The sequence below is a fragment of the Pseudomonas sp. CFBP 13719 genome (genome assembly GCF_014842095.1).
Classification (GTDB): domain Bacteria; phylum Pseudomonadota; class Gammaproteobacteria; order Pseudomonadales; family Pseudomonadaceae; genus Aquipseudomonas.
Genome location: NZ_JACYVB010000002.1, coordinates 486,857 through 511,746 on the forward strand (window position 1 = coordinate 486,857; position 24,890 = coordinate 511,746).

29 protein-coding genes are annotated in these 24,890 nt (G+C 53.6%); 20 read left to right on the forward strand and 9 right to left on the reverse strand.

All coding sequences use genetic code 11. From position 1 onward, the window contains the following. The first annotated feature begins 193 nt into the window (after window positions 1-193). The 9 genes from IFT57_RS07745 (at window position 194) to IFT57_RS07785 (ending at window position 6,955) form a co-directional block, all read left to right on the forward strand. Entirely contained in the window at window positions 194-1,549 is a 1,356-nt protein-coding gene (locus IFT57_RS07745; protein ID WP_342030335.1) for a hypothetical protein, read from the forward strand. A gap of 75 nt (window positions 1,550-1,624) precedes the next feature. After that, on the forward strand, window positions 1,625-2,221 hold the full coding sequence (locus tag IFT57_RS07750; protein ID WP_192151065.1) for a hypothetical protein: 597 nt from the start codon (window positions 1,625-1,627) through the stop codon (window positions 2,219-2,221). Between the two features lie 99 nt (window positions 2,222-2,320). Next, complete coding sequence (locus IFT57_RS07755; protein WP_192151067.1) at window positions 2,321-2,917, forward strand: hypothetical protein; 597 nt, start codon at window positions 2,321-2,323, stop codon at window positions 2,915-2,917. Between the two features lie 92 nt (window positions 2,918-3,009). After that, window positions 3,010-3,612, forward strand: a complete 603-nt coding sequence (locus IFT57_RS07760; RefSeq protein ID WP_192151069.1) for a hypothetical protein — start codon at window positions 3,010-3,012, stop codon at window positions 3,610-3,612. Beyond that, window positions 3,609-4,280 carry a hypothetical protein gene (locus IFT57_RS07765; protein WP_192151071.1) on the forward strand — a complete coding sequence of 224 codons (672 nt, stop codon included), beginning with the start codon at window positions 3,609-3,611 and terminating at the stop codon, window positions 4,278-4,280. The genes IFT57_RS07760 and IFT57_RS07765 overlap by 4 nt, the downstream gene beginning before the upstream one ends. Then, window positions 4,280-4,948, forward strand: coding sequence for a hypothetical protein (locus IFT57_RS07770; protein WP_192151073.1), 669 nt, complete (start codon window positions 4,280-4,282; stop codon window positions 4,946-4,948). The genes IFT57_RS07765 and IFT57_RS07770 overlap by 1 nt, the downstream gene beginning before the upstream one ends. After that, window positions 4,945-5,613, forward strand: a complete 669-nt coding sequence (locus tag IFT57_RS07775) for a hypothetical protein (RefSeq protein WP_192151075.1) — start codon at window positions 4,945-4,947, stop codon at window positions 5,611-5,613. The genes IFT57_RS07770 and IFT57_RS07775 overlap by 4 nt, the downstream gene beginning before the upstream one ends. Before the next feature lie 3 nt (window positions 5,614-5,616). Further along, window positions 5,617-6,282, forward strand: coding sequence for a hypothetical protein (locus tag IFT57_RS07780; RefSeq protein WP_192151077.1), 666 nt, complete (start codon window positions 5,617-5,619; stop codon window positions 6,280-6,282). 1 nt (window position 6,283) lies between these two features. Then, a complete protein-coding gene (locus tag IFT57_RS07785; RefSeq protein ID WP_192151079.1) occupies window positions 6,284-6,955 on the forward strand; it encodes a hypothetical protein in 672 nt (223 codons plus the stop codon). A gap of 119 nt (window positions 6,956-7,074) precedes the next feature. On the opposite strand, the gene IFT57_RS07790 is transcribed toward IFT57_RS07785, so the two are convergent. Both IFT57_RS07790 and IFT57_RS07795 read right to left on the reverse strand, forming a co-directional pair. Further along, window positions 7,075-7,791, reverse strand: coding sequence for a fibrinogen-like YCDxxxxGGGW domain-containing protein (locus IFT57_RS07790; RefSeq protein ID WP_192151081.1), 717 nt, complete (start codon window positions 7,789-7,791; stop codon window positions 7,075-7,077). A 30-nt stretch (window positions 7,792-7,821) separates the two neighbouring features. Then, window positions 7,822-8,583 (reverse strand): hypothetical protein, encoded by a 762-nt coding sequence (locus IFT57_RS07795; RefSeq protein WP_192151083.1) that lies wholly within the window; start codon window positions 8,581-8,583, stop codon window positions 7,822-7,824. A 133-nt stretch (window positions 8,584-8,716) separates the two neighbouring features. Between IFT57_RS07795 and IFT57_RS07800 the strand changes: the two genes are divergently transcribed. The 5 genes from IFT57_RS07800 (at window position 8,717) to IFT57_RS07820 (ending at window position 13,746) form a co-directional block, all read left to right on the forward strand. Further along, on the forward strand, window positions 8,717-9,049 hold the full coding sequence (locus IFT57_RS07800; RefSeq protein WP_244657270.1) for a hypothetical protein: 333 nt from the start codon (window positions 8,717-8,719) through the stop codon (window positions 9,047-9,049). A gap of 49 nt (window positions 9,050-9,098) precedes the next feature. Further along, entirely contained in the window at window positions 9,099-9,797 is a 699-nt protein-coding gene (locus IFT57_RS07805; RefSeq protein WP_192151085.1) for a hypothetical protein, read from the forward strand. 172 nt (window positions 9,798-9,969) lie between these two features. Beyond that, window positions 9,970-11,238: a hypothetical protein gene (locus IFT57_RS07810; protein ID WP_192151087.1), complete on the forward strand. Its 1,269-nt coding sequence runs from the start codon at window positions 9,970-9,972 to the stop codon at window positions 11,236-11,238. A gap of 1 nt (window position 11,239) precedes the next feature. After that, entirely contained in the window at window positions 11,240-12,550 is a 1,311-nt protein-coding gene (locus IFT57_RS07815; protein WP_244657271.1) for a hypothetical protein, read from the forward strand. Window positions 12,551-12,573: 23 nt separating this feature from the next. Beyond that, window positions 12,574-13,746: a hypothetical protein gene (locus IFT57_RS07820; protein ID WP_192151089.1), complete on the forward strand. Its 1,173-nt coding sequence runs from the start codon at window positions 12,574-12,576 to the stop codon at window positions 13,744-13,746. Here IFT57_RS07820 and IFT57_RS07825 read toward each other — a convergent pair. The 4 genes from IFT57_RS07825 to IFT57_RS07840 all read right to left on the reverse strand — a co-directional run bounded on the left by IFT57_RS07825 (window position 13,743) and on the right by IFT57_RS07840 (window position 16,670). Further along, window positions 13,743-13,943 carry a co-regulatory protein PtrA N-terminal domain-containing protein gene (locus IFT57_RS07825; RefSeq protein ID WP_192151091.1) on the reverse strand — a complete coding sequence of 67 codons (201 nt, stop codon included), beginning with the start codon at window positions 13,941-13,943 and terminating at the stop codon, window positions 13,743-13,745. The two genes, IFT57_RS07820 and IFT57_RS07825, sit on opposite strands and share 4 nt — an antisense overlap. Window positions 13,944-14,523: 580 nt before the next feature. After that, on the reverse strand, window positions 14,524-14,694 hold the full coding sequence (locus tag IFT57_RS07830; RefSeq protein ID WP_163020470.1) for a hypothetical protein: 171 nt from the start codon (window positions 14,692-14,694) through the stop codon (window positions 14,524-14,526). 8 nt (window positions 14,695-14,702) lie between these two features. Beyond that, window positions 14,703-15,230, reverse strand: coding sequence for a DUF262 domain-containing protein (locus tag IFT57_RS07835; protein ID WP_122531034.1), 528 nt, complete (start codon window positions 15,228-15,230; stop codon window positions 14,703-14,705). 21 nt (window positions 15,231-15,251) lie between these two features. After that, window positions 15,252-16,670 (reverse strand): hypothetical protein, encoded by a 1,419-nt coding sequence (locus tag IFT57_RS07840; protein ID WP_192151093.1) that lies wholly within the window; start codon window positions 16,668-16,670, stop codon window positions 15,252-15,254. Between the two features lie 218 nt (window positions 16,671-16,888). Here IFT57_RS07840 and IFT57_RS07845 point away from each other — a divergent pair, with 218 nt between their 5' ends. Further along, a complete protein-coding gene (locus tag IFT57_RS07845; RefSeq protein WP_192151095.1) occupies window positions 16,889-18,193 on the forward strand; it encodes a hypothetical protein in 1,305 nt (434 codons plus the stop codon). Next, entirely contained in the window at window positions 18,183-19,517 is a 1,335-nt protein-coding gene (locus IFT57_RS07850; RefSeq protein ID WP_192151097.1) for a hypothetical protein, read from the forward strand. Before IFT57_RS07845 ends, IFT57_RS07850 begins: the two co-directional genes overlap by 11 nt. Window positions 19,518-19,569: 52 nt before the next feature. Here the strand turns inward: IFT57_RS07850 and IFT57_RS07855 are convergent, their stop codons facing one another. Then, entirely contained in the window at window positions 19,570-19,824 is a 255-nt protein-coding gene (locus IFT57_RS07855) for a hypothetical protein (RefSeq protein WP_192151099.1), read from the reverse strand. Window positions 19,825-19,891: 67 nt separating this feature from the next. On the opposite strand from IFT57_RS07855, the gene IFT57_RS07860 reads away from it, so the two are divergent. Both IFT57_RS07860 and IFT57_RS07865 read left to right on the forward strand, forming a co-directional pair. Next, complete coding sequence (locus IFT57_RS07860) at window positions 19,892-20,761, forward strand: hypothetical protein (protein WP_192151101.1); 870 nt, start codon at window positions 19,892-19,894, stop codon at window positions 20,759-20,761. A gap of 126 nt (window positions 20,762-20,887) precedes the next feature. Then, a complete protein-coding gene (locus tag IFT57_RS07865; protein ID WP_192151103.1) occupies window positions 20,888-21,316 on the forward strand; it encodes a ProQ/FINO family protein in 429 nt (142 codons plus the stop codon). An 84-nt stretch (window positions 21,317-21,400) separates the two neighbouring features. Here IFT57_RS07865 and IFT57_RS07870 read toward each other — a convergent pair whose 3' ends face one another. Both IFT57_RS07870 and IFT57_RS07875 read right to left on the reverse strand, forming a co-directional pair. Then, a complete protein-coding gene (locus IFT57_RS07870; RefSeq protein WP_192151105.1) occupies window positions 21,401-21,811 on the reverse strand; it encodes a hypothetical protein in 411 nt (136 codons plus the stop codon). Window positions 21,812-21,934: 123 nt separating this feature from the next. After that, the gene (locus IFT57_RS07875) at window positions 21,935-23,128 is read right to left on the reverse strand and encodes a hypothetical protein (RefSeq protein ID WP_192151106.1); all 1,194 of its coding nucleotides are present in this window, start codon (window positions 23,126-23,128) and stop codon (window positions 21,935-21,937) included. 144 nt (window positions 23,129-23,272) lie between these two features. On the opposite strand from IFT57_RS07875, the gene IFT57_RS07880 reads away from it, so the two are divergent. Further along, window positions 23,273-24,580 (forward strand): hypothetical protein, encoded by a 1,308-nt coding sequence (locus IFT57_RS07880; RefSeq protein WP_244657272.1) that lies wholly within the window; start codon window positions 23,273-23,275, stop codon window positions 24,578-24,580. Next, complete coding sequence (locus IFT57_RS07885) at window positions 24,577-24,840, forward strand: hypothetical protein (RefSeq protein WP_192151108.1); 264 nt, start codon at window positions 24,577-24,579, stop codon at window positions 24,838-24,840. Before IFT57_RS07880 ends, IFT57_RS07885 begins: the two co-directional genes overlap by 4 nt. Window positions 24,841-24,890 lie beyond the last annotated feature (50 nt).

A 24,890-nucleotide genomic window follows, 5' to 3' on the forward strand; every position in this document is an offset into this window, starting at 1 on the left:
CACCCGTATTCTTGGTGGCGTACCAGATCATCCATCATCGCGTAACCACAACTGGCAATGCAATAACACGAGTAATCCTCATAAAAAGCGGAAGTCGAGCCTATGGCCCGAACGCCGACCTCCCCCAGCCCTCTCCACTTTCACCCTTTGGCCCTCACCCGCTACACTGTGAAAAACACTCAGGAAATCAACCGTGACGACCCAAATCCAGCCAGCAGCACTCGCCGAAATGGACAGGGTCGAAGCGCTCGACTATCTCAAGAAACGCATCCTCAAAATCGATTCAATTTGCAATGAGCTCAGACGCTTCGAGGCGGTGACAGGCACGACGCAGGAAGATGAAGTTTGGGATCAAAACAACATCCTGGCTGGCCGCTGCCAGGTAGTTCTCACCCAGGCCATGGCGCTGTTTGAGGACTTTGAAGATTTCCGCACCTGGTGTACCCAGGAAAACGTTGATGCGCCAGTTCGCCGGCACATCCTTCCCTACTCGATCGTGTTTGAAACCACCGAACAAAAGCGCTACACCGCCGTTTTCAACTGGGTGGGAAGAGGTCTTGAGCGCCTGCCTGGCCAAGACAGAAACAACCCTCCTGACGAAATCGAGGCTATCCGCAAGCTACAAGACAAGATCTACCCAAAGTTTCAAAACTCGATCAGCCACCCAAAGCTGTATCCAGCCTTCTTCGATGGCGGGCGGTTCAGGAACTTCTACCTGTTCAACCGGGTTCTGGAGCAGCGGCTCAAAGACCAGGCCGGCACCATCATTCATGAATGCTTGCTCAATGGCGCAAGTGAGGACTGGGTGAATACGCTCTCACAGTACAAGAAAGCCCGCCCAGCCTACGCTGCAGCTTTCGGGGCAATGATGCAGAAGGAGCTGGGTGAGTTTCCGTACGACGGTAGTCAGGCTCTGCGCGAGCATTACTACGGCAGTGCGATCCCGCCTGAAAACGAATGCATCTACCGATCCTGGGAAATCCTGACCTCTCTGGGGAAAGGCCAGCAGGTATCATGGGACTCCCTGGACAAAACGTTGCGCACCATCAAGCACAACGAAGATTTCTTTCGGCGGAAATTTCCCGGCCTGGTGGTTCAGTCTCTTCAGGATTTCGGTACGGACGACCCAGCCAATACTGACATGACGGCCATCAATCCGGAGGCACTCAACCAGTACATTGAAATCATAGCTGAGGCGGGCATTGGCCCTAGTGATATGGTTCATTTAGCGATGACAACGGTGGCTAAGTTCAGTCGTGACGACTTGCAGCAGTTAGGGAATCTTTCCGATGCGCAGAAGATGTCCCTGGTCATGAACGAGTACGAAAAGGCAGCCCAAAAGCACTTTAGCCCTGATGAAGAGCAGAAGGACGCCATGCTCTATCTGATTCTGAAGTCTGTGCCTAAAAATGTGTTGGATGCAGTGGCCAAGACCAATGATGCTGGTGCGGTGATTGCCTACTCGATGACGGGCGATGCCAAGGATCTCAGGGGGTTGAAAGATATTTCCAGGGCTGACAGGGTTTTTGGATCTGACTTGGGCCTTTGAGGTCAGCCATGTGGCTGGGATGGAAAGTCTAGCTCCTCCCTGCCTACCATGGAATATCACTAGGAGCCTATGCAGATGCTTACCCCTCAACAGATTGCGACCCGCCTGCTGGAAGGCACCCTTAGCGCCGCGAAAGCGTATGAGTCCTTGTACAGTGCCAGTGTGGACGAACGTCAGCAATTCATCGCAAATATCATTGACCGCAGTGATTTACTTTCCGACAAGGATCCTGAGCCTGGTTCGGCAACAACCCACTATGATCGCGGAATGGAAGTCCTGGTCGAGCTATTCTCGATACCCAAAATCAAGGGTGTGTCACGCCTGATCAATCCCTTGCACGACAAGATATTCGATCACATCCCTCACAGCGGCCAGCCAAAAAACATCCTGACAGAGCCTTTCAGGATGGGCATGATCAGAATGTATGTCGGGTTGCAGGAGAGAAGCCCTACTGCAGCACTGAGGTTTTTGACTGGAGGGCTTGGGGGCCCACGGACAAGACGCATGTTCAGTGAGCTTGCGCCCTACATCGACAAGCCCCTGATCATTGATACAGCGATTGGCTTAGAAACCGTCGATCACTTGTTCAAGAAAAGCAATTGGGATGATTGCCTTCCTCATCTCTCAGGGACTGGGCGCGACGCCTATATCGGTCGCGACCTGGGGCTATAAGGTTGAACGGGGGGGTGGCTTGCCGGCATTGCTCTGGCAGGCTTATGGAAACGCTAAGCTCTCATTGGCTACCATGGGGTAATACGAGGATCATTCGCCATGCTAAGCCCGCAACAGATTTCCCGGCAATTGCTTGATCGCACCATCTCAGCCCAGGAAGCTTTGGATCACCGCAACAGGATCAAGGATGCCGATAAGCATCAGTTCCTCGATGACATCATATTTGTGAGTGGATTGCTCAACCCTATCGAGCCAAAGGCAGATGAGGTGGCTACTCGGTATAGTCGAGGCATCGATGTTTTGGTTGAGCTGCTGGACATTGCCCCGTCGCCAGTGAGGACAAAAATGGTCAACAACCTGCACTGGGCTTTGTTTAGTGATGTCCGCAGCGGCGCCCTGGCAAGCGATAACATGCCTGCAGGACAGAAGCTTGCGATGCAGCAGGTCTATCTCGCCCTTCAGGCGCGAAGCGCCAAGGCAGCACTGCACTTTCTTTCTCGCGGGATGGACAGAGGCCGCAACGACCGGATTTTCAGCTACTTGGATGCTTGTATCGACAAGCAATCAATCGTCGCAGCGGCAGTCCAGGTCAAGCGGGTAGAAGTCCTCTATCACCGGGCTCGCTGGGCTGAATGCCTTCCCCATTTAGACAGCAAAAACCGAGACGCACACTTTGCGGGTGACCTTGGATTGTGATCAGCCCCAAGAACAGGCAAATGCTGGCTAGCGAGCTGGAAAAAGAGTGATCTCAGTGCCTACCATGGGTCATGACAAGGAATCTTGCGACCATGATCTCTGCAAAGCAAATTGCCACCCATTACCTTAGCGGCGCCCTACCCTTACCCGAGGCAATGGCTCAACTGCGTGCTGTGCCAAGCACTGAGCGTCAGGATTTCATGAGAGAGATCCTCTTCACCAAATCCCTTCTTCTTCCAAGCCAGTCCATCTATGAGGGGCTTGCCAGAAGTTTTGATCAAGGCAGCAATTCTTTGGTGGAGATTTTTGCCGGGAATACGACTGCCACGGCAAAGGAAGTCGCACAGCTGGTCAACGATGTGCAGGCGATCATCTTCTGGGACGACTTAAAGCGCCAGCCACGCGGCGAATTGAGTGATGTTCGAACCCAAGGGTTTGTCCAGATTTATCTGAGTCTGCAGAGCAAAAGCCCTGCGGCAGCACTCGCATTGCTGACCCAGGGCGCATCCGAGCCTAGAACGGGTCGAATCTTCAATGTCTTGTCCAAATACATCGACAAGCCCCTGATCATCGACGCGGCGATCGAGACGAAGAAGGCTGACCGGCTCTACAAGGCCAGCAGCTGGGACGATTGTCTTCCCTACCTGTCACCGAAGAAACGTGACGCTTACATTGGTCGGGATTTAGGGCTATGAGGGACTATCTGGATATAGTCGAGACGGCCAAAAACCCTAAGGGATTCGACGACAACTCAGGCTGGGCATCTGAACGTTACGACAAAGCCCTGAACGAGGCGTTTTTGCCCTATGTTGAGGGCGACGACCGTCCGGGTGCTATATCTCGCCTGCAAAATCTTAAACTCGGGTTACGAGTCTACCCAACCCTACACCTATTGGCTCTGATCAAGCGTGATGGATACAGCTACTCGCCCAGCGTGGTGTATGAGCTTGCCCAAGGGACGGTGGATTTCTTAGATCAGTACTGGAAAGACGGCAACGACCTGGCCAGAGAGATGACCCGCCTTGTCGCGGCGCTGCACGACGCGGGCTTGAGCCCGATTGATCCGGCTGATTTCGTGCTCTTGATGACCGCGAGCATGGAGGGGCACAGGATGGGTCGTGTCGCGTTGCGCGAGATGATGGTACCTATGCAATGGGATGAGGAAGCTACTGAAGACCCAGCCACCTTCCATCTTGGCCAGGCGCTCATCAGGAGCCCGGAGCTACAGGAGAAGGTGCTGACTAAAATCAAGGACAACCGCTTCACCCCTGCTCTCAAGCACTATCCTGTCGAAGCGCTCAAGGTCGCTATGGATCGCCCCTCTCGTGACGACATGCGCTTGAGCAAGGATCTGGGGCTGTAATGAGGAATTATGGGGATTTGATAGCCCTGGCCAAAGAGCCGCATCAGTTCGATAACGTCAAATACGCCACTCCTGACCTCATAGACCTTGTTGAAAACGTTCTTCTACCCTACGTCAATGGGCAGGACACTATCCGCTGCCTGGCTCGCCTGATGGAATCCAAGGTAGAGCCCTCGGAGCTTGCTGTCATCTTTATGCTCAGCTTGATGAAGCGTGACAGCTATACCTACTCCCCTGAGCTTATTGGAGAATACAGTGAGGGTATTGCTGAGTTCGCAGGTTTACGCTCAGGGAGTCCAAATGCCCTGGCTCGTGAATCCACCCGACTGGTCGCCGCTTTGTACAACGAAGCCCTGACAACGATACAGCCACATGAGTTTGTGCTGATGCTGGTTAGCAACCTGCAAAAGCAATTTGTCGGCTCAGCCAAGTACAAAAACCTGTTTCTTCCTCAAGTTTGGGCGCCTGACGCCCTGGATGACCCAGCCACCCAGCACCTTGGCCGAGCCTTGGAAGAGATCTTGCTGTGCTATCCTGAGCTCATTGAAGAAGTTGAGGATGATCGGCTCTCAAAAGCCCTGAAGCACTATCCTACTAAAACATTGAAGCCGCTCATCAAGCACCCCAAACATCAAGATCAAATGCTTTCTGTGGACTTAGGACTTTGAGCCGATACAGCCTGATATTTCGCTTGATCAACAAGCCATTCGTGTTCGATGCCGGTGGCCACCTGGATGATCGCGATACTCAGGCTTTGCGCACCATCTTTGAGCCCTACGCCAAGGGCAAAGACCGTCCGGGCTGCATGGATCTTCTCCATGGCACCAGGGTGGGCATCCCCAAGTGGCCCGTGCTGCACTTGCTGGCCATGATGAAGATCAATAACAACCGCTACGATCCCTCCATGGTGGGTGAGATGGTGACGGGTGTGACAGATTTTCTGGAGCACGACTGGATCCACGGCAACAAGCTGATGCGCGAAACCTCCCGCTTGGTTGAAGCTCTGTTCGTGGGTGGGCACTCTCTGGTTGAGCCCGGCGAGTTTGTAGCGCTCGTCAGCAAGGACATGGATCGCCACGTCATGAGGTTGCCGGCGCTCCGGGAGATCTTCATTCCAGATGAGTGGCTGGACGATGCTGACAATGACCCCAGCAACCATCACCTGGCACACGTGTTGATCCAGAATCAGGATCTGCAGAAGGAGCTGCTCACCGACATGCCAGAAAGGCGATTCAAGTCAGCGCTACTGCACTACCCTCGCGCCGCTCTTGATGTCGCCCTGGATCGTGGTGCACGCTGGGATCAGATGTTTGCAAAAGACCTGGGGTTGTAGTCCATGCGTATTGATCACCAAAATTCCTACAGACCGAAATCTACCAGTGAGTCTGACCTTTACAGGGCTATGACGGAAGAGCGGGTTATGCAGGGTGTCGCTATTCAGCACCACGGGGACTTCGGGTCTGATGAGATTGTTCGCGATTTCAAAAAGAACAAGACCTATCTGGGTTTCTGGCCCATGTTCTATGCCGAAGTCATGATGCTTCACAACCCGAATGATGACCTGGATAACCGGGTGGGTGAGTTCGCCCAAGGCCTTGTGTTCGGGATCGCAAACAGCAAGCGCGAACACAGGCACATCGTGTTTCAGGAGGCGGTTCTGTTTTGGGATTACCTGCGTAACTCCAGCCAGGTTAGCCAGACCACGACTATCGACCTGATCCATGCGGTCACAGAAGAGTTTTCCAGGCGCCCGCAATTTCAGCGCACGCTGTCCGATTTGTTTTGCCTGAACGGCGACAATCGCGTTGAGGATCATGCCAAAGCTTTGACTGCCTTGAATGCTTACCTGTTGGCGCACCAGGACGTCGCTGAGGCCATGTTCAAGCCGCTTAAGGGAGAATTCCTCAGGGCAATGAACACCTACGCCCCAGAGGTCTGGAAACCTCACTGCAAGACCTCTGCGCGGATCGACATGCAGATGGGTCGAGATCTTGGCTTATAGGATGGCGATCGATTACAAAATCCCACTCGACAGCAGGGTATCCACGCTCAAGGATCTTTTAGACTCCAAGGCCAGCGCTGGAGAGAAACGAATGCTGGTACTGGCTGTTCAACACAATGGCGAAAACCACGCTTATGGAGTGGGCGCGGAAATCAGGCGCTTAACCACAAACCTTGGCTATTGGCCCAGGCTATATGTGGACGCCATGCTTCTGAATCGACCCTGCGAATCGATGGACAATCGCGTGCTTGAGTACATTCAGGGGATTGTGCTGGTGATCGATAACTGCAAGCGCAACCAGCGGCACATCCCTTTTCACGCAGCCATTTTGATGTGGGAATCTCTGCAAGAATCAGGGCATGTTTTGCAGGTGACAACTGGCGCTATGCTCGGCGCCTTGATCGATGAATTTGCGAGACGCCCTCATTTCCAGGCAACCCTGACCGACCTGTTGTGCCTGCACGAAAAAAACAAGGTGAAAGGCAGTATCAGGGCCATGCCCGCAATCAATGCCTACCTCTTGGAAAATCCGGATCTGACCGCTGCAATGCTCAAACCCCTCAAGGCATCCTTCCTAAAAGCCATGAACACCTTTTCTCCCGAAGTATGGATGCCACATTGCCAAGGGCCTGAGCGAGTCGACATGAGGCTGGGTCGAGATCTTGGCTTATAGCCCTCTCTGAGCTGATCCGCACACAATCAAATTTGAGAAACGGTTGCCGCTTTTACTATCTATTGATCAAAATCCAGAGCCATCCCATCGGACGTCATTCAAAAGTCGAAAGTGTTTCCTCAGCGCACCCATACTGTCCATGCATTGCTGTCGGCAGCACCGTATCGGTACCCGTTGAGTGAGTAACCGCGTCCTGCTGGAGATGTAAAATTGGGTGCGAAAGCCCAGTTATAAAGCGCTGAATCTCTGTCAAAGGTCAGGGTGTTGTTCCAGAAAGCAGCAGAGCCGCCGCTTGATGAGAGGTGATGTGAGTTGAAGAAATAATTCTTGTCTCTGTGGATGTGATAAGCAATCCCGCTTTTTTTGCCAATCACTGGAGCTGCAGCCAGATCGCCCGTTGAATAAATGTAATCCACAAAATCGCTTGCCGTGGCATCCAAATCTGAGCCGAAGGCGGTTTGCGTATGCACAGGAAGCTGGGAGCTATTGAGCGTAAAGCTCTTTCTTGATCCAAGGCTCGGATCGTAATCGGGCTGTACACCCTCATCCCAAGACGTGGGGTCGTTTTCGAACTGAGCGGCCACCAACGTCCAACCGCCACCCTGACTGGTCATGTCGCAGAATACCGGAAATGTCTGCCCGTTGACGGTGACATCATACACCTTGCTGCCAGTGCTCTTTCCGGCTGCAAGGATGTTCTGGCAGGCGCCATAACCACCAGGGGCGGTCGCCGCCTTCCCTTCTTTGATAGGGGCATTCATACGGATGATATTGTCGGCGCAGGCCTGTCCCGCCATAACCCCCAGCAGCAAGGCGATCAGTGTGTTGGTTTTCATGCTCAGGTCTCTTGTTTTTTGGATTAGGGATTAACGTCCCTTCAGGAAATAGAACTTGTTTGAGGTGAAGTCAAAATGGCTGGCGCTACCGCTACCCTGATAGCCAGGACAGATCTTGTTGTAGCCAGCGATTCCAGCACCCCCGCACTCGCCTGTGTTGTTGGGCTTTGTGAACAAACCAAAACCAGATGTCCCGAAGGTCGCATCGCTCCAGCCGTTCATAGGCAGCCACATATCGATGGTGCCACCCGGCGTTTGCACTGCCACGGGATTGGCAGCATTGACGACACGGGTAGCCTCTTGAATTCGAAAACTCTGCCAGGCGCCATAGGAGGTTGACCAGGTAGGGTTGGTGTTGATGATCATCCCTTCCTTGGACACATTGACAACGCCACTGGGGATGACCGGGTAACTGCCCTGATCTGCGCTCCAAGTTTTAAGGGGATTGCCGGCTACCCCAAGGTCTTTCATTTGAGAGGCTGCTGTCATGGGGTTCGTCCAATACAGGGCTAGCACCCAATAGCCCCCGTTGGTGGTCATGTCCACATAAGCCGAGAAGGTCTGATTGTCGACCTCCACTTGATAAATTCCATTCTGTCCTTTGATGGCGTTGACCACTTTGAACCCAGGAGTCGCGGGCGCGGGCTCCGGAGTTTCTGGGGCTGGCTCTTGTGCTGGCACGTCCGTATGAACAGCCGATTGAGCGATTGGCGCGTAGGTGCGCATGATGTTCGAAGCCCAGCTGGTGCAGGACAATGTCATCATTAAGGCGAAAAGGGGCAACATTTTCATGGGGAAACCTTAATTCGAGTAATTACAAAGAGCTTTAAAATCAATATTGCCATTATTCGCCGGAGATAGACCCTTGACTAGGGGTATATTGAGCTCTATCTTCACTTCTATTTCCAAATCCAGGGGGCTCGATATGCGGTCGTTAAAGAATCTTTTTGCCAGATCCAAGGCAGTCGCTACCGCGAAGATGGCGACCTCCCCCTTCGAGGCGACCATTGCGCGAGCTCTGGCAGAGCGTGGTCAGCACTCCGACGACATGAAGCTTGATCCAACCTTCCGTCAGCCAAACTACGTGGTGAGGATGTGCCAGGCGTTGCACGAGCAGGTACAGGCCATGGGTCAGCAGGCTGTGACACTTCCTCAGGTGGTGATGCTGGAGCGCACTGCGTGCGGTCATGTTGACTATGCCCACAAGCTCGCGCTTCGCCTTGGGCAACTCGCCCAGAGCGAGCACTCACCTGCCTGACCATGTGCCGGATGACGAAGGATGTGGCAGCCAGTGAGATTATTTTTCCATGAGCCTTAACGACTCGATGTTCGAAATCCCCAACTACACCACCCGTAGCGCCCAGAAGGTGCTAGACCACTTGAGCCGCCCCGTCAACATGCTCAGACTTAGGGCCGAGGTGGTGCACAACGAAACTCGCGAAGCCCTATTGTTCGGGGACATGTGGGATCTGACACCCAGGCACCATTTTCAGTACACCGTGGGCTTGCAGCCTCAGCCGATGGAAGAAAGCCTTAACTGGACTCCGCATTTCAGCCTTGATTTCACCCTGACGGACTTCCAAACCCTGCATACCCTGTTGATGAAAATCAAACAGGAGCATCTACAGCTACTGGCCGGAAAGATTCAAGATGAAGGGGAAGCAGAGTACACCAGCGAGTCCGATCGGTTTTGCTTTCAGGCCCTTTATCGGCGCAGCAAAAGCCTACACTGGGGTGATGACGCCCCCAAGGGCCATCGCCTGGTACCGATCTGCAACAGCATCGATGTCTATCTGAAAACAGCAGCAGGTCGATTAGATATCGGCCATTATTCGCTGTATTCAGGCATGCACTGCATGACCGGGTTGATTCTTGAGGCTGAACGAATCCACGCCATCATCAACGGCGCCGAGCCTGAAGAAGTCGCCAGCATTGAGCAGATGCCAGCCGGGCCAAGGTCTCCTCTGGAACGCCCCTCCCTTGTGTTGATAAAATCCGGACGTTGAATTATCAGATCTTCGCCTTAAAGCCTTCGAGGAGGGTTAAGCGCTCAAGCCGATAGGCCTGTACGGCTGTTTTACGCAGAATTGCAATGATCGTGCGTTGATGGGTACTGACTGCGACCCGTAAGATAGAAACATAGGTCTTTGACCCGCCCAATTTTCTGGAAAGCTTCTGATGCCTTACGACTACCAGCCCAATGAGCCACAGATCGATTTCATCTACGATCTAATTCAGCACCGCCAGGATCGCAATGGCGTCGTCGACGAGGCTGCCGAAGTGGTCATGGCCCGCAGTACCCAGATGTTCGACAACTACCTCGATCTGGTCATTTCCCTACATCACGTGTTTCGCACAGCCCAGGGCCTAACGGAAGAGGAGCGCAACAACGATTATCAGGTGCTGGATTACTGGCTTCATTGCTTCAGCAAGCAGGCCTCCACCAATAGTCCGGACACCATCGAGCACCTGATCAAGATGGATCGCTTGATTCATGAGGCCAGAACCAGCGGTAGCGCCGGATGGTTTTTTGACAAGATGGATCTGCAAGATCGTTTCAATACATACGATCGGCTGTACCTCGATGCGCACGAAGTGACCCACCCCGATCTTCAATTCAAGATTTTTGACGAACAAGGCCATCCCACGGGAGACCTCACCTTCATCGTAAGCACTGTACCCAGTCGCATCATGCACAATGAGCTTCATGCGATGGCGGTTAACAATGAGTCGGGCGCAGCGCGAGCCTTTGATCACCTGTACCGCAATGCACCTGATGCTGCGTACAGCATGACCTCAACAGTGGCTGCCAAATGCGTAGAGAGCTTCAAAAGCACAAAAAGCCCGCTCTACAATGCGGTGGTATTGCGCAAGTATCGCTGGCCAGGACAATACCTGGGAGGATGCCTGGAGATTGCCTTCGGTAAGGCTTCATCTGAAAAGCTGTCTTACGAATCAGCAGATGACGCCGGCAACCTGGCCAGACTCATGTTCGAAAATCCTGCATACGTGAAGACGGGACTGCCTGAAGACCTGTTTCGGCTTTTGATGTCAAAAAAAGGCACTGACGATTACAAGAATCCTCGCCTATTGATCCCTATGATCCAGCAAGCGGTACAGATGGAAATGCCGCTGCTAAAACTGGCATCGGCCTGCATTGCCAATTCATGGGCAGGGTTTGACGTGGATGAGCAGTACCAGAGCGAAGCGGCCATCCAGATCCTTGAGGCTGCGCACAATGCCCAAAGCCTGTCTCAGCCCAAGCGCCAGGCCCTTCTGGGTCTGTGGTACATCAAGACGGCCTCTGAGAAAGAGCTCAGGGCTCAACCCCTGACCGACAAGCTTCGTGTCTTCCTGTACGAAATGACGCGCTCCAGCGGGTTTTTGCAGGACATCAAGGACACCAAGATGCGCGACCGAGTGATCGGCGCTGACCTGGGGCTTTGACATGAGAAAGCGCGGCCACCCTTTCTCCACATCACCACCGACCCTGGATTTGGAGAGTCCTGGTAAATCATCTGTCGAGACCAAGCTGCCATTTGAGGAAGAGATGCAGCTTCGCTCGGGCAAACCACAGCGCCAGGCGCTCGGCTTTATCAACACTCTGCTGCAGGCCGGCAAGCCTCTGTCTGACCTGAAAGAATATTACATGCAGTCGCTGGGCTACGATGCCAGGTACCCTGACCATGTAATGCGCTTTGAGGATTTGCTGGTTGACAAGTTTGCGATGGCGCTGAGCTTTGAGCACGAGGATGTGCCGCAGATCCTGAGTTTCATGGAAGAAAACGAAGCCGAGATCTTCCCCGACGGGCTTGAGAACTACGAGATCTTCAAGCGCGCTGATTCCTTCTATGAGAAAGGCCAGCACAGCGCCGGGTATGCGCCACTTGATACCACCCACAGCGCCGATGGAAGCCTGCGAGATCTGGTGCTCATCGATAAGTACCTAAAGCCACTGTGGGATGAACACGTTCCCTTCATCATTCACGATGGGAGATACGACGTTGTCGCTCAGCTGGCCGAGAAAAAACTGGTCAGTACCGATACGCTCATTTACAACCTCTTGCCCTTCTCAGGCGAGATGGCTACCAAAATGCGCCTGGCCATTCTGGGGTCGGACACCGTTACTGCCTTTGAAGCCGATGAGCGCTTGAGTCAGGTCATGATTCTGGCCTTCCCTCCCTTGGTTCAAAAGATGCACCTTGTAGGCTCGATCGAAAATTCCAGGCACCTGCTTGATATTCACTTGCCTGAGCTTGCCAAGGCCGAGAGTTATCTGTCGACCTGGGCAATCCACCAGGTGGCCAAGATCGTATCGACCCTCAAGGGGCTTGAGCAAGACTGGACATCCACAAGAAAGGAAGGGGCTCAGGCCAAGGCAGTATTTGAGTTTCTCAGGCAGTTCATTCCCAGCTTTCACAAGCACATGGGCCACCTGCTCTGCGAACGTGACGTCGGTATTGTCGCGCAGGATCAGTACACCGAAGCGAGCTTCGCTGCAGATTTTTTCAAGCAGATCTGCAAGCGTTGCAAGCAGAACAAGGATGGCGCCTATCAGACTGGAAATGGAACGGGACATTTCCATAACTACGTGGCCATACTGGAAACGGTGGACAAGGGCTCACTGGATAATCTCCATGAGCGCCTGTCTGCAGACGAGCTTTTGCTCGCGTATCAGTTAACTCGCCACAATCCCCTGCTCAAGCACCTCAGTGCCGCGCAACGTGATGTGGCTTTTGGTGGGGAGTTGGGATTGTGAATGCAGCGCAGACTGTAAAGTTGATGGAAAAGCTCAAGGCGAGCAGCAAAGTAGGCCTGGAGCATCCGGATCGTGCCGTTCTGGCCGTTGAGGCGATGGACATTGTTCATTCGTCCAAGGTAACGGCTGAGCAGCTGGGAATTCTGTTTGATCTGGAAGCAAAATCGAGCGGACTGACCTCAGCTCAGGATTTTGGCATCATGATGCTTTGGTCAATGACCAAGAACTCCCCAAACTTCGGGGAGAACCTGGCTTTCGCCTATGCCGACGCCCAGCGAGAAGAGCCGCTGTTTCTGAATGGGCCGATCGAGCAGATATCAACCTTCTTCTGCCACAACATGGCAAAGGAAGCCTGCAAAAACAAGCCAGAGATGCTCCCGCTCAGCCTCATCGACGGCGCCGGCACTCTCAGGTTTGATGCCCAGGCCTACATGCGATTTCATGGAGGCTCGCTGAGCAACGAAATCACCGAGGCCCTGAGCGACGATATAGAGCGATTCGCTGTTATGGTCAAGGCCATCAAGGGTTCACCTGACGCACAGTGCTTTGAAGAGACGCTGCGAAAGCTCAAGACCCATCCGCACATGAAAGCCTTGCCCATCGACTCTCCGGCAAAGCGGATTCTTATGGGTGACAACATCAGCCCAGAGGACATTTTCACTTACATAGATCACCTGGGCAGCACCATCACCCTGGGCAACCTGCCGTTGGAGAGCAAAAAGGCCATTCTGGACGAGGCTCACGAAGGCGTTCGCCTGTTCAGGGCGCTGGATGAGGAAGCTGTGGCCCAGCACCTGGATCGCAAGCTGGATCTAACAAGCAACGAGGACATGAAGTGGGAGTTGCACGATCCCCACAAATCGACTGCTATGCTGCTCAAAGCTATCGATCCAACCGGTGTTCTGGTGGCGCGCTCCTATGCAACCTACAAAGACCAGGCTTTTGATAGCATTGAGCGGGTGCTGGAATCCATGGTGAATGAGCTTTCAGACAAGCTCCCAACACAATATCTGGGCAACCGGGACGTGTGGCTTTCCGGCGCCATACTGAGCCACCCCATGGAGTGCCTGACGAAGCTGCGGCTCAAAGATGATGGCTGGTACAAGCTGTACCAGCTCACTGAAAGTCCGGTCTTTAAAGAAAAAGTCCGGGGCCAGCACCTTGATCGTGTGATGGGGCAAGATCTTGGGCTTTAGCCCTTTTGCGGGGAATTTTGGCTGACATCAGGCGTAGCAACTTGTGCATCCTTGACGTGATCAGCCTTGTATTGGCTCATTACACGCTCTGTGGCCTGTCGCATGGCGTCATCACGAATGTCGGCTCCGCCTTCAGCAAAAGCTGATTGGGCAAAAACAGCAGTAACGAGGGCGATGATGGGGGCGTACGATTTCATGGTCTTGTCCTTGTTGTTGGTAGCTCAACAGTAGACCACTCTCAATACATCTTGAAATCGAATCTGTAGATAGTCTAAATCGACGATCCGAGTGGCTACCCCACTAGGCCGCATAGGCGGTATGGATCGTTGGTTAAGATGGGTTCGAGGCCCTAATTCTAAGCCACGCAAGGCGGTATGAATCCGAACGAAAAAAAGACATCGAGACCTTATATCTAAGCCGCACAAGGCGGAATGTAGCCGAGAGTTCAGGATTTGATCCCTAATTCTAAGCCTGACGAGCAGGTTGCGAAGCAGGAGTACCTTACTGGGCCGCATGAAGCGGTGAATTTCTAGAGTCTCGGGCAGATTCTCGTTGTTTTGCTAAGCCAGACAGGCTTTACCGGCCTACTGGAATCCTCGCAGAAGCAATAGGCCGCAGGTGCGGAGCGCTACTGAAGGCGGAATATCTCGGTTTTCCTTTCACTAAGCCACACAGGGTGCAGGCACCAGGTGGTAGCTCATGTGCAGACTGGATGGGTGCCAAGTCGTCGCAGGATGAGTTGTAAATATACCATTAATTCGAGTTGGAGCAACAATATCAGTGAGAGCTTCCGCACTGCCCGCAATTTCCGGCGCAGGTGTCGCACCCGGTTTTTCTGGTAGGCCCTTTTACCAAAACAGCCTTCTGGGTGCTGGGACGCTCTTTCTTGTCGCGGGTCAGCCAGATGGCAAAACCAATTGCGAAGGCTAGGATGATGATGAATTCCATGGTTTCGCTCACTTTTCGTTCAGCCGTTCGAAATCTGACTGGGTATGGGCTACGCCCCCAAAATTCAGTCGCTTGTAAAGCTCCTTGAGCTTTTCTTCGTCAGCCTGGTATTCGAGCTCGAAGCATGGGAACGGTTGATTCAGTATGCGGCGGCGCTGCTCGGCAACCGAGAGCTGGCTGTAGTAAACACTTCCGAATACCGGAAATGCATCCTCCAGAAACAGGCCCAGGCTGGTTAAGCGCTGCTGGCCATCGATCACCCATCCGGACATGAACCGCTCTTCGCCGGCAAGCTCGTAGTCGGAACCGTTGACGCAATAGCTGCCCGTCCCAAGCCCGAGGCAGATTCCCTCAACGAAGGCGATCTGGCGCTCACGCTCCCATACGAACGGACGCTGCCAGGGCGGCAATACGCGGTTCATCACCACACGCTCAGAGGGGATTGTGGGCGATACCGGCGTACCATGCAGCAGATGGCTGATGGTGTAGGAGCGGGTTGAGCCGTTGAGGATCTTCTCCGGGAGCAGATTATCCATGATGAAATTCCTCTTGCAGCTTCAGTTCACAAGGCGCCCGATGAAGGGCTCGACTTGAAGAATCCAGGTGGCGACATAGTAACGCAATGGCGAGATCTGCGACATGCCTACGGTGATCATCTCATACCACTTCGACTGGCTGATCGCATTGCTCATGAACAGCGGGCCAACAGCAGCCAACCCTACCAGCGATACCTTGACCCCCAGCTTGTACCAGCGTCCCGGCAGCCTGATCGTGATCCATGAGGCCAGCAGGCTGATGATGTTCAAGGTGGCAAAGAACAGCGAGAGAAACAGCGCCACTGGCGGAATAATCATGCTGCGATAGATCTGCTCGGCCTGATAGCCATCCAGGTCAATGGCCAGCAGGTTTTGGGTGAGCCCTGCAATAGCCCGAGGCTTGTCAGCATAGTAGCCCCAGAAGTACTCGGACATGCCCATGCCCTTGAAGTGATAAGGGAAGCCGATGACCGACAGCCAGCGTGAAACATCGGGGGAATTGGCAAACTCCTGACGGGCCATAGGGTACTCGACATCCTTGGCTTGACCCTTGGCCTTGGCAGCCTTGGCAGCCTTGATGGCGCTGAACAGCATGGCGCGACGAAAGCTCTCACGGTCGGTCAGCCAATAATCCTCGACAACAGTAAGCCCAGAATCCTTCTTGATCTTTTTGTTGACCTCCTTCTTCACGTAATCAGAATTCAGGAAGTCAGGGGTGTTGCAGTCCTTGCGCGCCCGGTACCGGATACACTTGTCTTGTTGCCGGCGGACATCGGCAAGGACGAGCTCGTGGCTTGGGATGCTGATCTTTTCCTGATAGCGGTCGAGGTAGTCGTTGTATTTGTCGTCAAAAGGCCTCCAAAGCGCATGGCTCAGCTCACCCTTGAGGTCATCGCGGTTCATCTCGGCGGTAAAGATCACCTTGGCATAGGTAGGTTTCTTGCTGGTGATGGCCTCCCCCAGCACGCTGCCTGGGAACACATACAGGCCCATGCTGCCCAGTAGTGCTTTGCCCTCAGAATCATAACGGTCGGCGACCAGTGCCGCTGAATGCTCGATACCGCCATTGGTCATGCCCATTCGGTAGATGTAAGCCATAACGCCTGCGTCACGTTCGGCCCGTGTGGAGTTGCCCACGATGCCATCCACCATCAGCTGCACTGCAAGGTAGGTAAAGGGCCCCATGAAGCCTGCGATGAGCACCAGGGCTTGTACACGGTGACGGGTCTTGCGAAAGAGCGGCAAGATCAGGTTGGACAGGAGGATGACCGCACCACACCCAGAGAGCACGCGCATCAACTTCTCCATGTGCTCGACCGCTTCATGGCTAACGTGATGACTGCCCACAACCGTCAGTAGGTTGGCATTGGCAATAATCTCGGCGATTACGTAGATCACCCCAGCGAGCACCAGCAATTTGGTGATCCAGTCCTTGCTCATACCCAATCCTCAAAAATGGCGACCCAAAACGTGACTACAAATGGGCTAAGGGGGCCATTATGCAGGATCAGTCATAACAGTCAATAACGATCCAAATACTCGGCCAGCTTCTGACAATATCTGTCATGAATTCCTGGGCGCCCTTGCTCAAAACACATCAATATTTGACTAAACCGCCGTCAATCCCTACCCTTGCTGGCATTGCTCAGGAGCCCAACATGACCTTCACCCCCGCACAGACCAAGGTGCTAGAAAATCTCTACAAGCACGCCGAGCGAAAAGTCTACGGTACCCCTGAGTATCTGGCCGTTTGCTTTGAGCATGCCTTGAGCATTTACTTGGAGTTTGGGTCTTTTCGGGGCTTCCATAATTCGATCGACGCCTACAACGGCACGCCCATCGGGGCTTTCCATGATTTCAGTGCTCAAATGTTCATGCTTGGCATCTCGCACGATGACTTCAGAATGCCCGAGCTGCTGGCGGTCATGGCGAATGAGCTCAAGGCCAACCCTACCGGCCCTTTGAATACCATGCTGCAACGGGCCAAGGGCAAGTTCCAGGATTGCGAGCCACCACGGCTGCTCGATGACGAGAAAAAGCTGCGTTTCAATTTGGACAACTACCTGGCCGTCTACGCTGCCTGCCTTGAAAGATCGCTGCCCAAAGCAGTCGAAGATCCATCTCAGCACGAATCCCTGGCTTGCCTGCTGAGGGCGATTAAGACGCAGAGTGAGCATCACTTCCAAGGCCTTGTCGAAGGACTCAGATACAGCATCTACAAACACGATTTGGCTTATGACAACGCTGTGCGTCAGGCAGCCTTAGGCCCGAACGTAGACACTGAAGAAGTGATGGGTCGACTCAGGTACATCGTCACGCAGCCAGCTGGCGCTGAAAATGGCGACCTCTCTCTGAGGCAGGCTGAAACTTTCATTGAAATCATCGACAATCAAATCCGTCTTCATGGGCTGGTTCAGGAGCAATTCATAGGACAATGCGACTTTCTGTTCACCTCATCCGCCAACAGTGGCATAAGCCTTAGGTATTACTGGAGGCGGCTCTCGACCCTCATGATTTATCTGGTGGAAGAGCTGGGCACTCGCGGCTTTTCTTTTGAGAAGGAGCTGATCGCACGTTGCATGGGCCACGTCCACTCCCTGTCGGTGATGGCCAGCAAGATGACCAAATTCGACGGCCCACATCGATCCATGAGTGAGGATGACCATAAAGAGCTTCAGGCGTTGTGCGTTGGCGCCATGAGTTACGTGGCCCTGGATACACCGTCGGGTCGCCTGCGGTGTCTGGTCGGTGCTCTGGTGTGCGCAGACAACACCTCGCCTTGGCTCGGGAGTCTTCTGGGCAAGTTGATTGATCGAGTTGATCCCCAAGTGATTCAAGATGCACACCTGACAGACCTTGAGGCCATGGGTCTTTATCGCCACACTCGACTTGTACGTGATCTGCAGCGCATCCAATCCGGTGAGGTGCGCGATCGCATTTTTGGAGCTGATCTTGGAATCTGAAAACAGTTACAAGCAGCTTCAGATGCTGAAAATGATCAGTGAGATGCAGGAATACGAGTTCTGCAGCCCCATCTCGAATCAAAAACAAGCTGGATATGTGAAGCTAGGCCTGGAATTGATTGATGCCTTTGGCTCGATCCTTGGGGCACTGGATGCAGGCAGCGAGTATTCAAAAAGCAACAAAGGCCAGGGCGGTAACCACTGGCGGTGGCTGGTGAGTGCAGCCTTACTCACTGACGGTGATCATCTGCCCGGACTCATGGCAGCCTTTGCCAAGGAAATGAAAAACACAACAAGAGACCATCCGCTCTCAAGTCTGCGTTACGGACTTCATTCAATCATGGAGTCGCTGACCTATGATCCCGATGAGGCAGCTGCAGCACTGGAGAATCAGTTTTACGCCCCCCGCTACCCAAGCCTCTATGACGATAGGGGTGAGGTGCGTTTCAATTTGGACGACTACCTGGCTGTCTTTGAGCACGTCCTCGGGTTGCACGCCTATTTTTGCCTGGGTGACCTCGCTGACCTTGAAGACTACCGGCGTTTGATGGCGATCTTTGCCTCCAAACTTCCCGATAAACATGAAAAAATGCGCTATGACCACATGGAGACGTTGTTCATGCGCCAGGTGGATGTCGACGACCCCAGGCGTTTGGAATTGGTGCCGGCAGCACCTTGCCACGTGGAGATGGACACACGCTTCACATCGCTGTTAGGCCATATCCTCGTTTTCGCCACCCGCAGTAGTGAAGTGGTAGCGCTGGGCGACTCCCTTGAAGGCAGGCTTGAGGGGGTAGAGCTATTCCATCAGGCGATGATGGCGTTCCCAAAGGATCAGCACCAGAAGCTGCAGGAAGTCTTGGCGGTTCGCTTTTCTCTCTACCTGCGACCTGAGCCTTACAGCGGCTTTCAGATGATCGGCGAATCGTTTTTCGATCTGGAAGATCGGCTCGCTCCTATTCGGCTCTTGTTTTCATGCATGGAGCAGGCTGGCTTTGGCCTGGATGACCTTCTATTGCGCCAAATGAGGAGCAGCAAGGATCAGGACTTCCCCATCCAACATAATAGCCCAATGGATGTTCATGACCGCGCCCGGTGCCTGGGGTACATGCATATGAACCCCAAGTACGAAGAAAACTTCTTCAGGGAAATTCTCAATAGCCTCATGCTTGAGCGCATCGACCTGTCGCAGGTGCGCTGGGATGATCTGACAACCCAAGAGGCCCGCCAGCTTTATCATCTGGCGCCCTGCCCTGCGGTGATAAGACGGGTGAAGTCCTCTGCGATTCGAGACAGTATCTTTGAGTCTGACCTGGGCCTCTAAAGCCGATCAGAAGCCCCCGGCTGAGCTCTGATTCAGCTTTCTTGCAGGAAGCTCAGGAAATGGCCTCAACTGTCTGGGAAAACGTCAGGATCAAACCGCCAATGCGTTCTATTTCCTCTGCGTTAGCATCTGGATCAGTATGCAGTGCTGCCAGATCGGTTACGGCCAGCTCAATCTGAGACTGCATTTTTTGAAGGGCGCGAAGATCATCAACATCCAGGTTGGGACGATGGATTGAGCCCAGGTGCTCAAGCGTCTGAGTGGCGACGTTGACCAGATCTTCAAGGGTGTTTTTTTCGATAGACATTGCAGTACTCCACGCTCATCAATATATGATTAAATAATAGCAGCATTTTGGCGCCAAGGACTTCTATATGAGCAGCATTCAGGCAGCAGCCGCAAAATTCGATACGTCGATTAACCAATACGCAGAAGAAAAGCGTAAATCGGCCCAGGCCTACCGTCGCAGTGACTACGGTCGCGCTGAATCTCGCGCCATCGGCGCCATTGGCATGGGGGTTACACTGGTCAGCTCCATCGCGATCGCCATGAACTCCGGCGCTCTGATGCAGGCAACTCCGGGCGATGTCGCCAATGCCTTCATGGTGGCCCCAGTTGTTGCAGGGTTTCTGACCTACGCGGCCTCCCAGGCAGCGCCATTTCGCCAGGAGATCGGCGAGAAGCTCAAAAGCATGTCAGGTATCGTTCCTGCCATCGGCTCAGGTATCGGCAAGGCGTTCGCAGGATTTGGCCAAGCGCTCTCAAGCCTGGGCGACAAGCTCAACATGAGCGACAACGCCCGCGCACTGCGCAACGACGCCAAGTACATCAAGCAGTTGATGGGTGTGGACAGCATGAAGGCTGTCAAAGGCACTGCGGACTGGGTGTACGGCTCCAACAGAGCGCAATCAGTGGTTCACAAGGCCACATGGCTGCGCGAAGGGATTGATCAGGCCGTGAAAGACAAGCTGTCAGGTGGTGACAAAACCCCGCTGTCGTACAACGATATCGAAACCGGCATCCTCAAACGTATGGACAAGGCCAATGTTCTTGGCCAGAGCGTCGAAGAGTCACGCGGCAAGATCAATGTGATGGAGAGCGTTCGATTGATGCTGGATAACCCAAGCTCAGGCAACATGGATTTGCCAAAAGGCGATTTCAGCAGCCTCAAGGATGACCGCGTCCTCAACAAGCTCCATGCTCGCGACAAGTTCAAGGATGGTGGAGAAAACGCTCCGTCCTGAAAGAAGGCCCGCAGGGCCTTTTTTGTGCCCAGGCAGTTTGATGACAATCGATTATGAGATATATTGATAGCACCCCTGATGACCGGGCTGTCATCCGTATTTGCACTATCCAAGTGAGATAATTGAATGAAAAAGCTGCCTCTGGAACCCGAAAAATTCAAATCCATGATCGCCAATCTGGAGAAGCTCCAGGAGCTTTTTCCCAAAGCCTTTCCTCGTAAAAACGAGGGTCGGGTTCAGCCGCTCAAACAGCAAATTCATAAGGACATTTTGGCCAAGTCCCGTGAGCTTGATCTGGGTATCAGCCAGGAAGATGTTCGCCATGTCCTGGGCTACTGGGTATCGCGTCCTTTCTACCTGCGCGCCTTCAAGCAGGCGACCAGTCGGATCGATCTGGACGGTAACGTGGTCAACCACATCACCGATGAGCATAAGGCCTATGCCAAGGAGCTCAAGCACAAGCTGTGGAAGTGTGCGATTCCTGTGAACATCTCCGCCCTGGTGCCAGAGGCGGGTGCTTCAACCGAAGCCGCTTCGCAACCCGCCTGCGCCTAACAAGGCTTGGGGCTTTTGCGGCTCCTGACCATCACCCACAAAAAGCCCGAACGCATCACCTCATGGGAATGCACTCGGGCTTTTTCATTCGCCCTGGGTAATGTCACCCGATACTGATTCGGCGTTTCCACGAACGCTTTTGGCTTCGATGTCACCTGACATGGTGTTGGCGCTGCCCAGGATGTCACCCTTGGTGCGCACATCCCCGCTCATGGTCTTGACTCGACCCACGGTGCCCGTCACCTGTACGTTGCCGGCGCTGGTCGTTACCGAGTCGACATTGCCGTTCACAATCACGCTGATGGGCCCGGACAGACTGCCTTCCTGGCGCTTGCCGTCGACGATGACGTTATTGCCGTTGACCGTGATGTTGCTACCCGAATAGGTTTTGCCGTTGATGACGACGGTCGAGTCGCCGGAGACGACTACAGAGTTAGAGGCAGCCATGGCTGTGAGGGGCAAAAGGGCCATCAGGCCAATGAGCAGTCGCTTCATGTCAGTTCCTTGGTGTTCGCAATGGTTAAAAATGCCAGCAATCAATTGGGCGCGATATTGTCACATATTGAACAGCTTGGATAGAGGTGGATCCATTTTATGGGAGGCCGACCAGGCCTGATCCTAGGCAGTGAAAACGTTTGGCTTGCCCAAAGCAATGAGTGGCTCCAGTTCCATTTGAAGCTGCCGGCTGAGCATCCCAGATGCTTTCTGCCCAATAATAGGGTGCTGTTCTACGATCGATCCATCGATTGCAAGGCCCCTCTTGCGCTTATCAAATGCAAGGTTGAGCTTGCGGTGGTTCGCGATTATCCAGGTGGCATCGGTCTTGGCTTTCAACAATTCGCTCAGAACGGAAAGCGCAGGCATCATTGAAGGGACGAGCTTGCCTATTTCCTCATAATTATTGCAGGCCTTGATTACTATCGACTCTGCCCACGCAACCTGCTTGAACGACCCTTGCAATCCAGATCGATTGTTTCTCATGATCCTGTTTGTAATGGAGTGCTGTTCAAGCCATGGGAGCTCAACTGGCGATATCACAAAGGTTGTTCCATTATTCTCCATTTTGAACACAAATGCGTAGTTGAATTTCATCTCCCCCGGAACCCAGAACACAGCAGGGTTATCCCGCAGCTCACCACTGCCGCAGATTTTCTCCGCCATGGCCTTGGCTGATGCCCACTCCTGGCTGAAATCGGCTGAGGAGTAAGGCAAATCCCCAAGTTCCAAAGCGAAACCGCTTTCATAGGCTTCATGGGCGGCTTCTGCTTCATCCTTCAGAAAGACCCGCAAGGTTTCCTCAACTGTGCTGAGGTGCTCCCAGCCAAAATCAATAGGGCTGAGGGTGTATGGCACCCAACGGTAATCGAGCCTGGAGTTTGATTTTGCTCGGTAGTCTTGCAAGGTGTCATTGACCTTGCCGGTAGCTTGGGAATGCTCATACCCATCAGCTGAGCGTATGAGCCTAAGGAGATCGCATTCCTTCCTCTCCAGGATGTCGAATGTGTACGTGTGCCCTCCTTTCTCAGCAGCCGCATGCAATTGAGATGTTAGGTCAAAATTCACACCCTTTTTTTTGTTTAATCCGATGTTTGTGTTGGATATAAGTCTGATAGTGGAAGGTGAGTCCAATCGTCCGACTAAATCGATCATGCCCTGGATGATGCAGCGATTGGAGGTCGTATCCTCCAATGAGCCCGTAGCGTAGACCTTGCCAGACCCATCGGAAATGCAGGCTTCGTAGCGGCCCTTTCGGGTTGATGAATCACAACTACTTACGCAATGAATTTCTACGCTTCGTTCTGGGATGGTCATAGCAAGGGGCCTTTTGCAGCAGGGAAGATGGGGATGCGGTAGCCCAAAGATTGGCCACCGAGATCTCAAGGGTCAATATACCCCAAAAAGACTATAGGGTCGGAAGGCTCATGTCACCGAATGTGGGCGTGAAACCCAAAGAGATTGGTCACCAAGCTCTCTGGGATCGATGTTTCAGAAATGCAAGGTGGTGCTACCTTTTGGCACATATTGCCAAATAAATCTCTTATCTCTATAATTGTCGGCTTTCCCCACTTCGCCTGTGCTTTTGAAAGCAAAGAGAGCCACATGATCGCCCAAACCGCAGAGCCAAAGACGTCCTTCCCCTACCCTATCTACCTGAATGGGATGCACATCGAGGAAGATCGCACCTTGGCCTCTCGACGCCGCCAGGATTATCAGAACGGCAATGCCTTCAACCTGATCCTGTCCGACATCGGCTGGATGGTGGATCTCGAAGCGACTCTGGAGCGCATGCAGCGTGACATTCCCCAGTACCCAGAGTCGTTCTACCTACTTCACCTTGCCGAAAGCGTGGCTTTCGCTTTGTGCGTAGAGCACGAGAAGGCCCAGGTTTGCTTGGAGCTCTTGATGAGTCAGCAATGTACGCCAAAAATGCTTCTGGAAGTCGCCAGCGTTGCTCAGCGTATGCAACGCCGCGATACGCCCGATGGCCACCAGTGGATTCGACCGGCAGACGTAGCAGGCAAGCTTCGTGACGTGCGCCAGCTGATCGAACTGCGGCTTGTAAATGAGTCAGACCTGGTTGACCGGGCTTTCGAGCACCCTGATGCGCCCAAGGTTGTTCAGGATATGATTAACGCTGTAGACAAGACCTCAGCCGATCGCATGCGGCAAAAGCTGGTGCGCCACCTATTGGAAAGTGACCAGGACGAGGCGCCCAAGCTTCGTGAAATGCTGGGTCTCCAGGCGCACATGAGCCTGTGGGAAGCATCGCGCCGCTTTACCTTGATGTTCGAGTACGCAGCGTTTGGGCTGGTCGATGAACACCAACTGCTGCCTACCCAGCTCAGCGCCCACCCCGACCAGGGCATTGCCCTGCAAATCCGCATGCTGATGGACGAGCGACCCTACCTGAACGACATGGCTCAGAAAGACCTGCCTCGGATGCTGGAGCGCATTCTGCTTGAGGCTGTTCGCTTCCCCCACATTGCTGACGTCAACCAACCCCCTTTGCATCATGTGCTGATCGCACAAGCGATCGAGTTCAGCCTGAACCATGTGCGGGATGGGGAGAACTTGATCATGCATGCGTTGCTACCCAACAAGTCCATGGGCGAGATGTACTGCCCTACCCCCTGGGAGCAAACAGCCCGTGCGGCCCTCAAAGACCTTCTGTCCAGCATCGAGCCAGGACTCAAGGATGAGGGTCAGCACATGCGAGTATTGCATCAAATCGGCAGGCTGATTATCCCGGAAGGCTCGCTATGAAGAAGATTTTTGGGTCTCTTCGGGCCGTCCTGAAAAAGCCTGCTAACGATTTCGTATTGATGACCCTGATGACGCCATTGCCCTGCATCTTGCTGGCCCCAGAAAGCCGGTGGGTGTCTGTAGCTGTCTTGGCCTACGCGATCTTAATGGGGCGCGTTTATGGGGCCGATCGATGGCTGTCTGGGTTCGTGAAAGGTCGCGAGATCATCTCCCAGCACTCGCAGGAAGAGGCTGATCCTGCAAACAACACGATCCCCTGATGCTAGCGCCAGCAGCGTCTTAACCCCTATCATGGGGCATACAGGGGGAT

Bases quoted from the DNA above. Each gene is read 5' to 3' on its own strand.
- IFT57_RS07785 (WP_192151079.1), top strand. From the start codon at position 6,284: ATGGCGATCGATTACAAAATCCCACTCGACAGCAGGGTATCCACGCTC.
- IFT57_RS07795 (WP_192151083.1), bottom strand. From the start codon at position 8,583: ATGAAAATGTTGCCCCTTTTCGCCTTAATGATGACATTGTCCTGCACC.
- IFT57_RS07855 (WP_192151099.1), bottom strand. From the start codon at position 19,824: ATGTCTATCGAAAAAAACACCCTTGAAGATCTGGTCAACGTCGCCACT.
- IFT57_RS07780 (WP_192151077.1), top strand. From the start codon at position 5,617: ATGCGTATTGATCACCAAAATTCCTACAGACCGAAATCTACCAGTGAG.
- IFT57_RS07810 (WP_192151087.1), top strand. From the start codon at position 9,970: ATGCCTTACGACTACCAGCCCAATGAGCCACAGATCGATTTCATCTAC.
- IFT57_RS07805 (WP_192151085.1), top strand. From the start codon at position 9,099: ATGAGCCTTAACGACTCGATGTTCGAAATCCCCAACTACACCACCCGT.
- IFT57_RS07825 (WP_192151091.1), bottom strand. From the start codon at position 13,943: ATGAAATCGTACGCCCCCATCATCGCCCTCGTTACTGCTGTTTTTGCC.
- IFT57_RS07820 (WP_192151089.1), top strand. From the start codon at position 12,574: ATGGAAAAGCTCAAGGCGAGCAGCAAAGTAGGCCTGGAGCATCCGGAT.
- IFT57_RS07765 (WP_192151071.1), top strand. From the start codon at position 3,609: ATGAGGGACTATCTGGATATAGTCGAGACGGCCAAAAACCCTAAGGGA.
- IFT57_RS07870 (WP_192151105.1), bottom strand. From the start codon at position 21,811: ATGAAGCGACTGCTCATTGGCCTGATGGCCCTTTTGCCCCTCACAGCC.
- IFT57_RS07800 (WP_244657270.1), top strand. From the start codon at position 8,717: ATGCGGTCGTTAAAGAATCTTTTTGCCAGATCCAAGGCAGTCGCTACC.
- IFT57_RS07750 (WP_192151065.1), top strand. From the start codon at position 1,625: ATGCTTACCCCTCAACAGATTGCGACCCGCCTGCTGGAAGGCACCCTT.
- IFT57_RS07790 (WP_192151081.1), bottom strand. From the start codon at position 7,791: ATGAAAACCAACACACTGATCGCCTTGCTGCTGGGGGTTATGGCGGGA.
- IFT57_RS07860 (WP_192151101.1), top strand. From the start codon at position 19,892: ATGAGCAGCATTCAGGCAGCAGCCGCAAAATTCGATACGTCGATTAAC.
- IFT57_RS07815 (WP_244657271.1), top strand. From the start codon at position 11,240: ATGAGAAAGCGCGGCCACCCTTTCTCCACATCACCACCGACCCTGGAT.
- IFT57_RS07830 (WP_163020470.1), bottom strand. From the start codon at position 14,694: ATGGAATTCATCATCATCCTAGCCTTCGCAATTGGTTTTGCCATCTGG.
- IFT57_RS07885 (WP_192151108.1), top strand. From the start codon at position 24,577: ATGAAGAAGATTTTTGGGTCTCTTCGGGCCGTCCTGAAAAAGCCTGCT.
- IFT57_RS07840 (WP_192151093.1), bottom strand. From the start codon at position 16,670: ATGAGCAAGGACTGGATCACCAAATTGCTGGTGCTCGCTGGGGTGATC.
- IFT57_RS07760 (WP_192151069.1), top strand. From the start codon at position 3,010: ATGATCTCTGCAAAGCAAATTGCCACCCATTACCTTAGCGGCGCCCTA.
- IFT57_RS07755 (WP_192151067.1), top strand. From the start codon at position 2,321: ATGCTAAGCCCGCAACAGATTTCCCGGCAATTGCTTGATCGCACCATC.
- IFT57_RS07845 (WP_192151095.1), top strand. From the start codon at position 16,889: ATGACCTTCACCCCCGCACAGACCAAGGTGCTAGAAAATCTCTACAAG.
- IFT57_RS07865 (WP_192151103.1), top strand. From the start codon at position 20,888: ATGAAAAAGCTGCCTCTGGAACCCGAAAAATTCAAATCCATGATCGCC.
- IFT57_RS07770 (WP_192151073.1), top strand. From the start codon at position 4,280: ATGAGGAATTATGGGGATTTGATAGCCCTGGCCAAAGAGCCGCATCAG.
- IFT57_RS07835 (WP_122531034.1), bottom strand. From the start codon at position 15,230: ATGGATAATCTGCTCCCGGAGAAGATCCTCAACGGCTCAACCCGCTCC.
- IFT57_RS07875 (WP_192151106.1), bottom strand. From the start codon at position 23,128: ATGACCATCCCAGAACGAAGCGTAGAAATTCATTGCGTAAGTAGTTGT.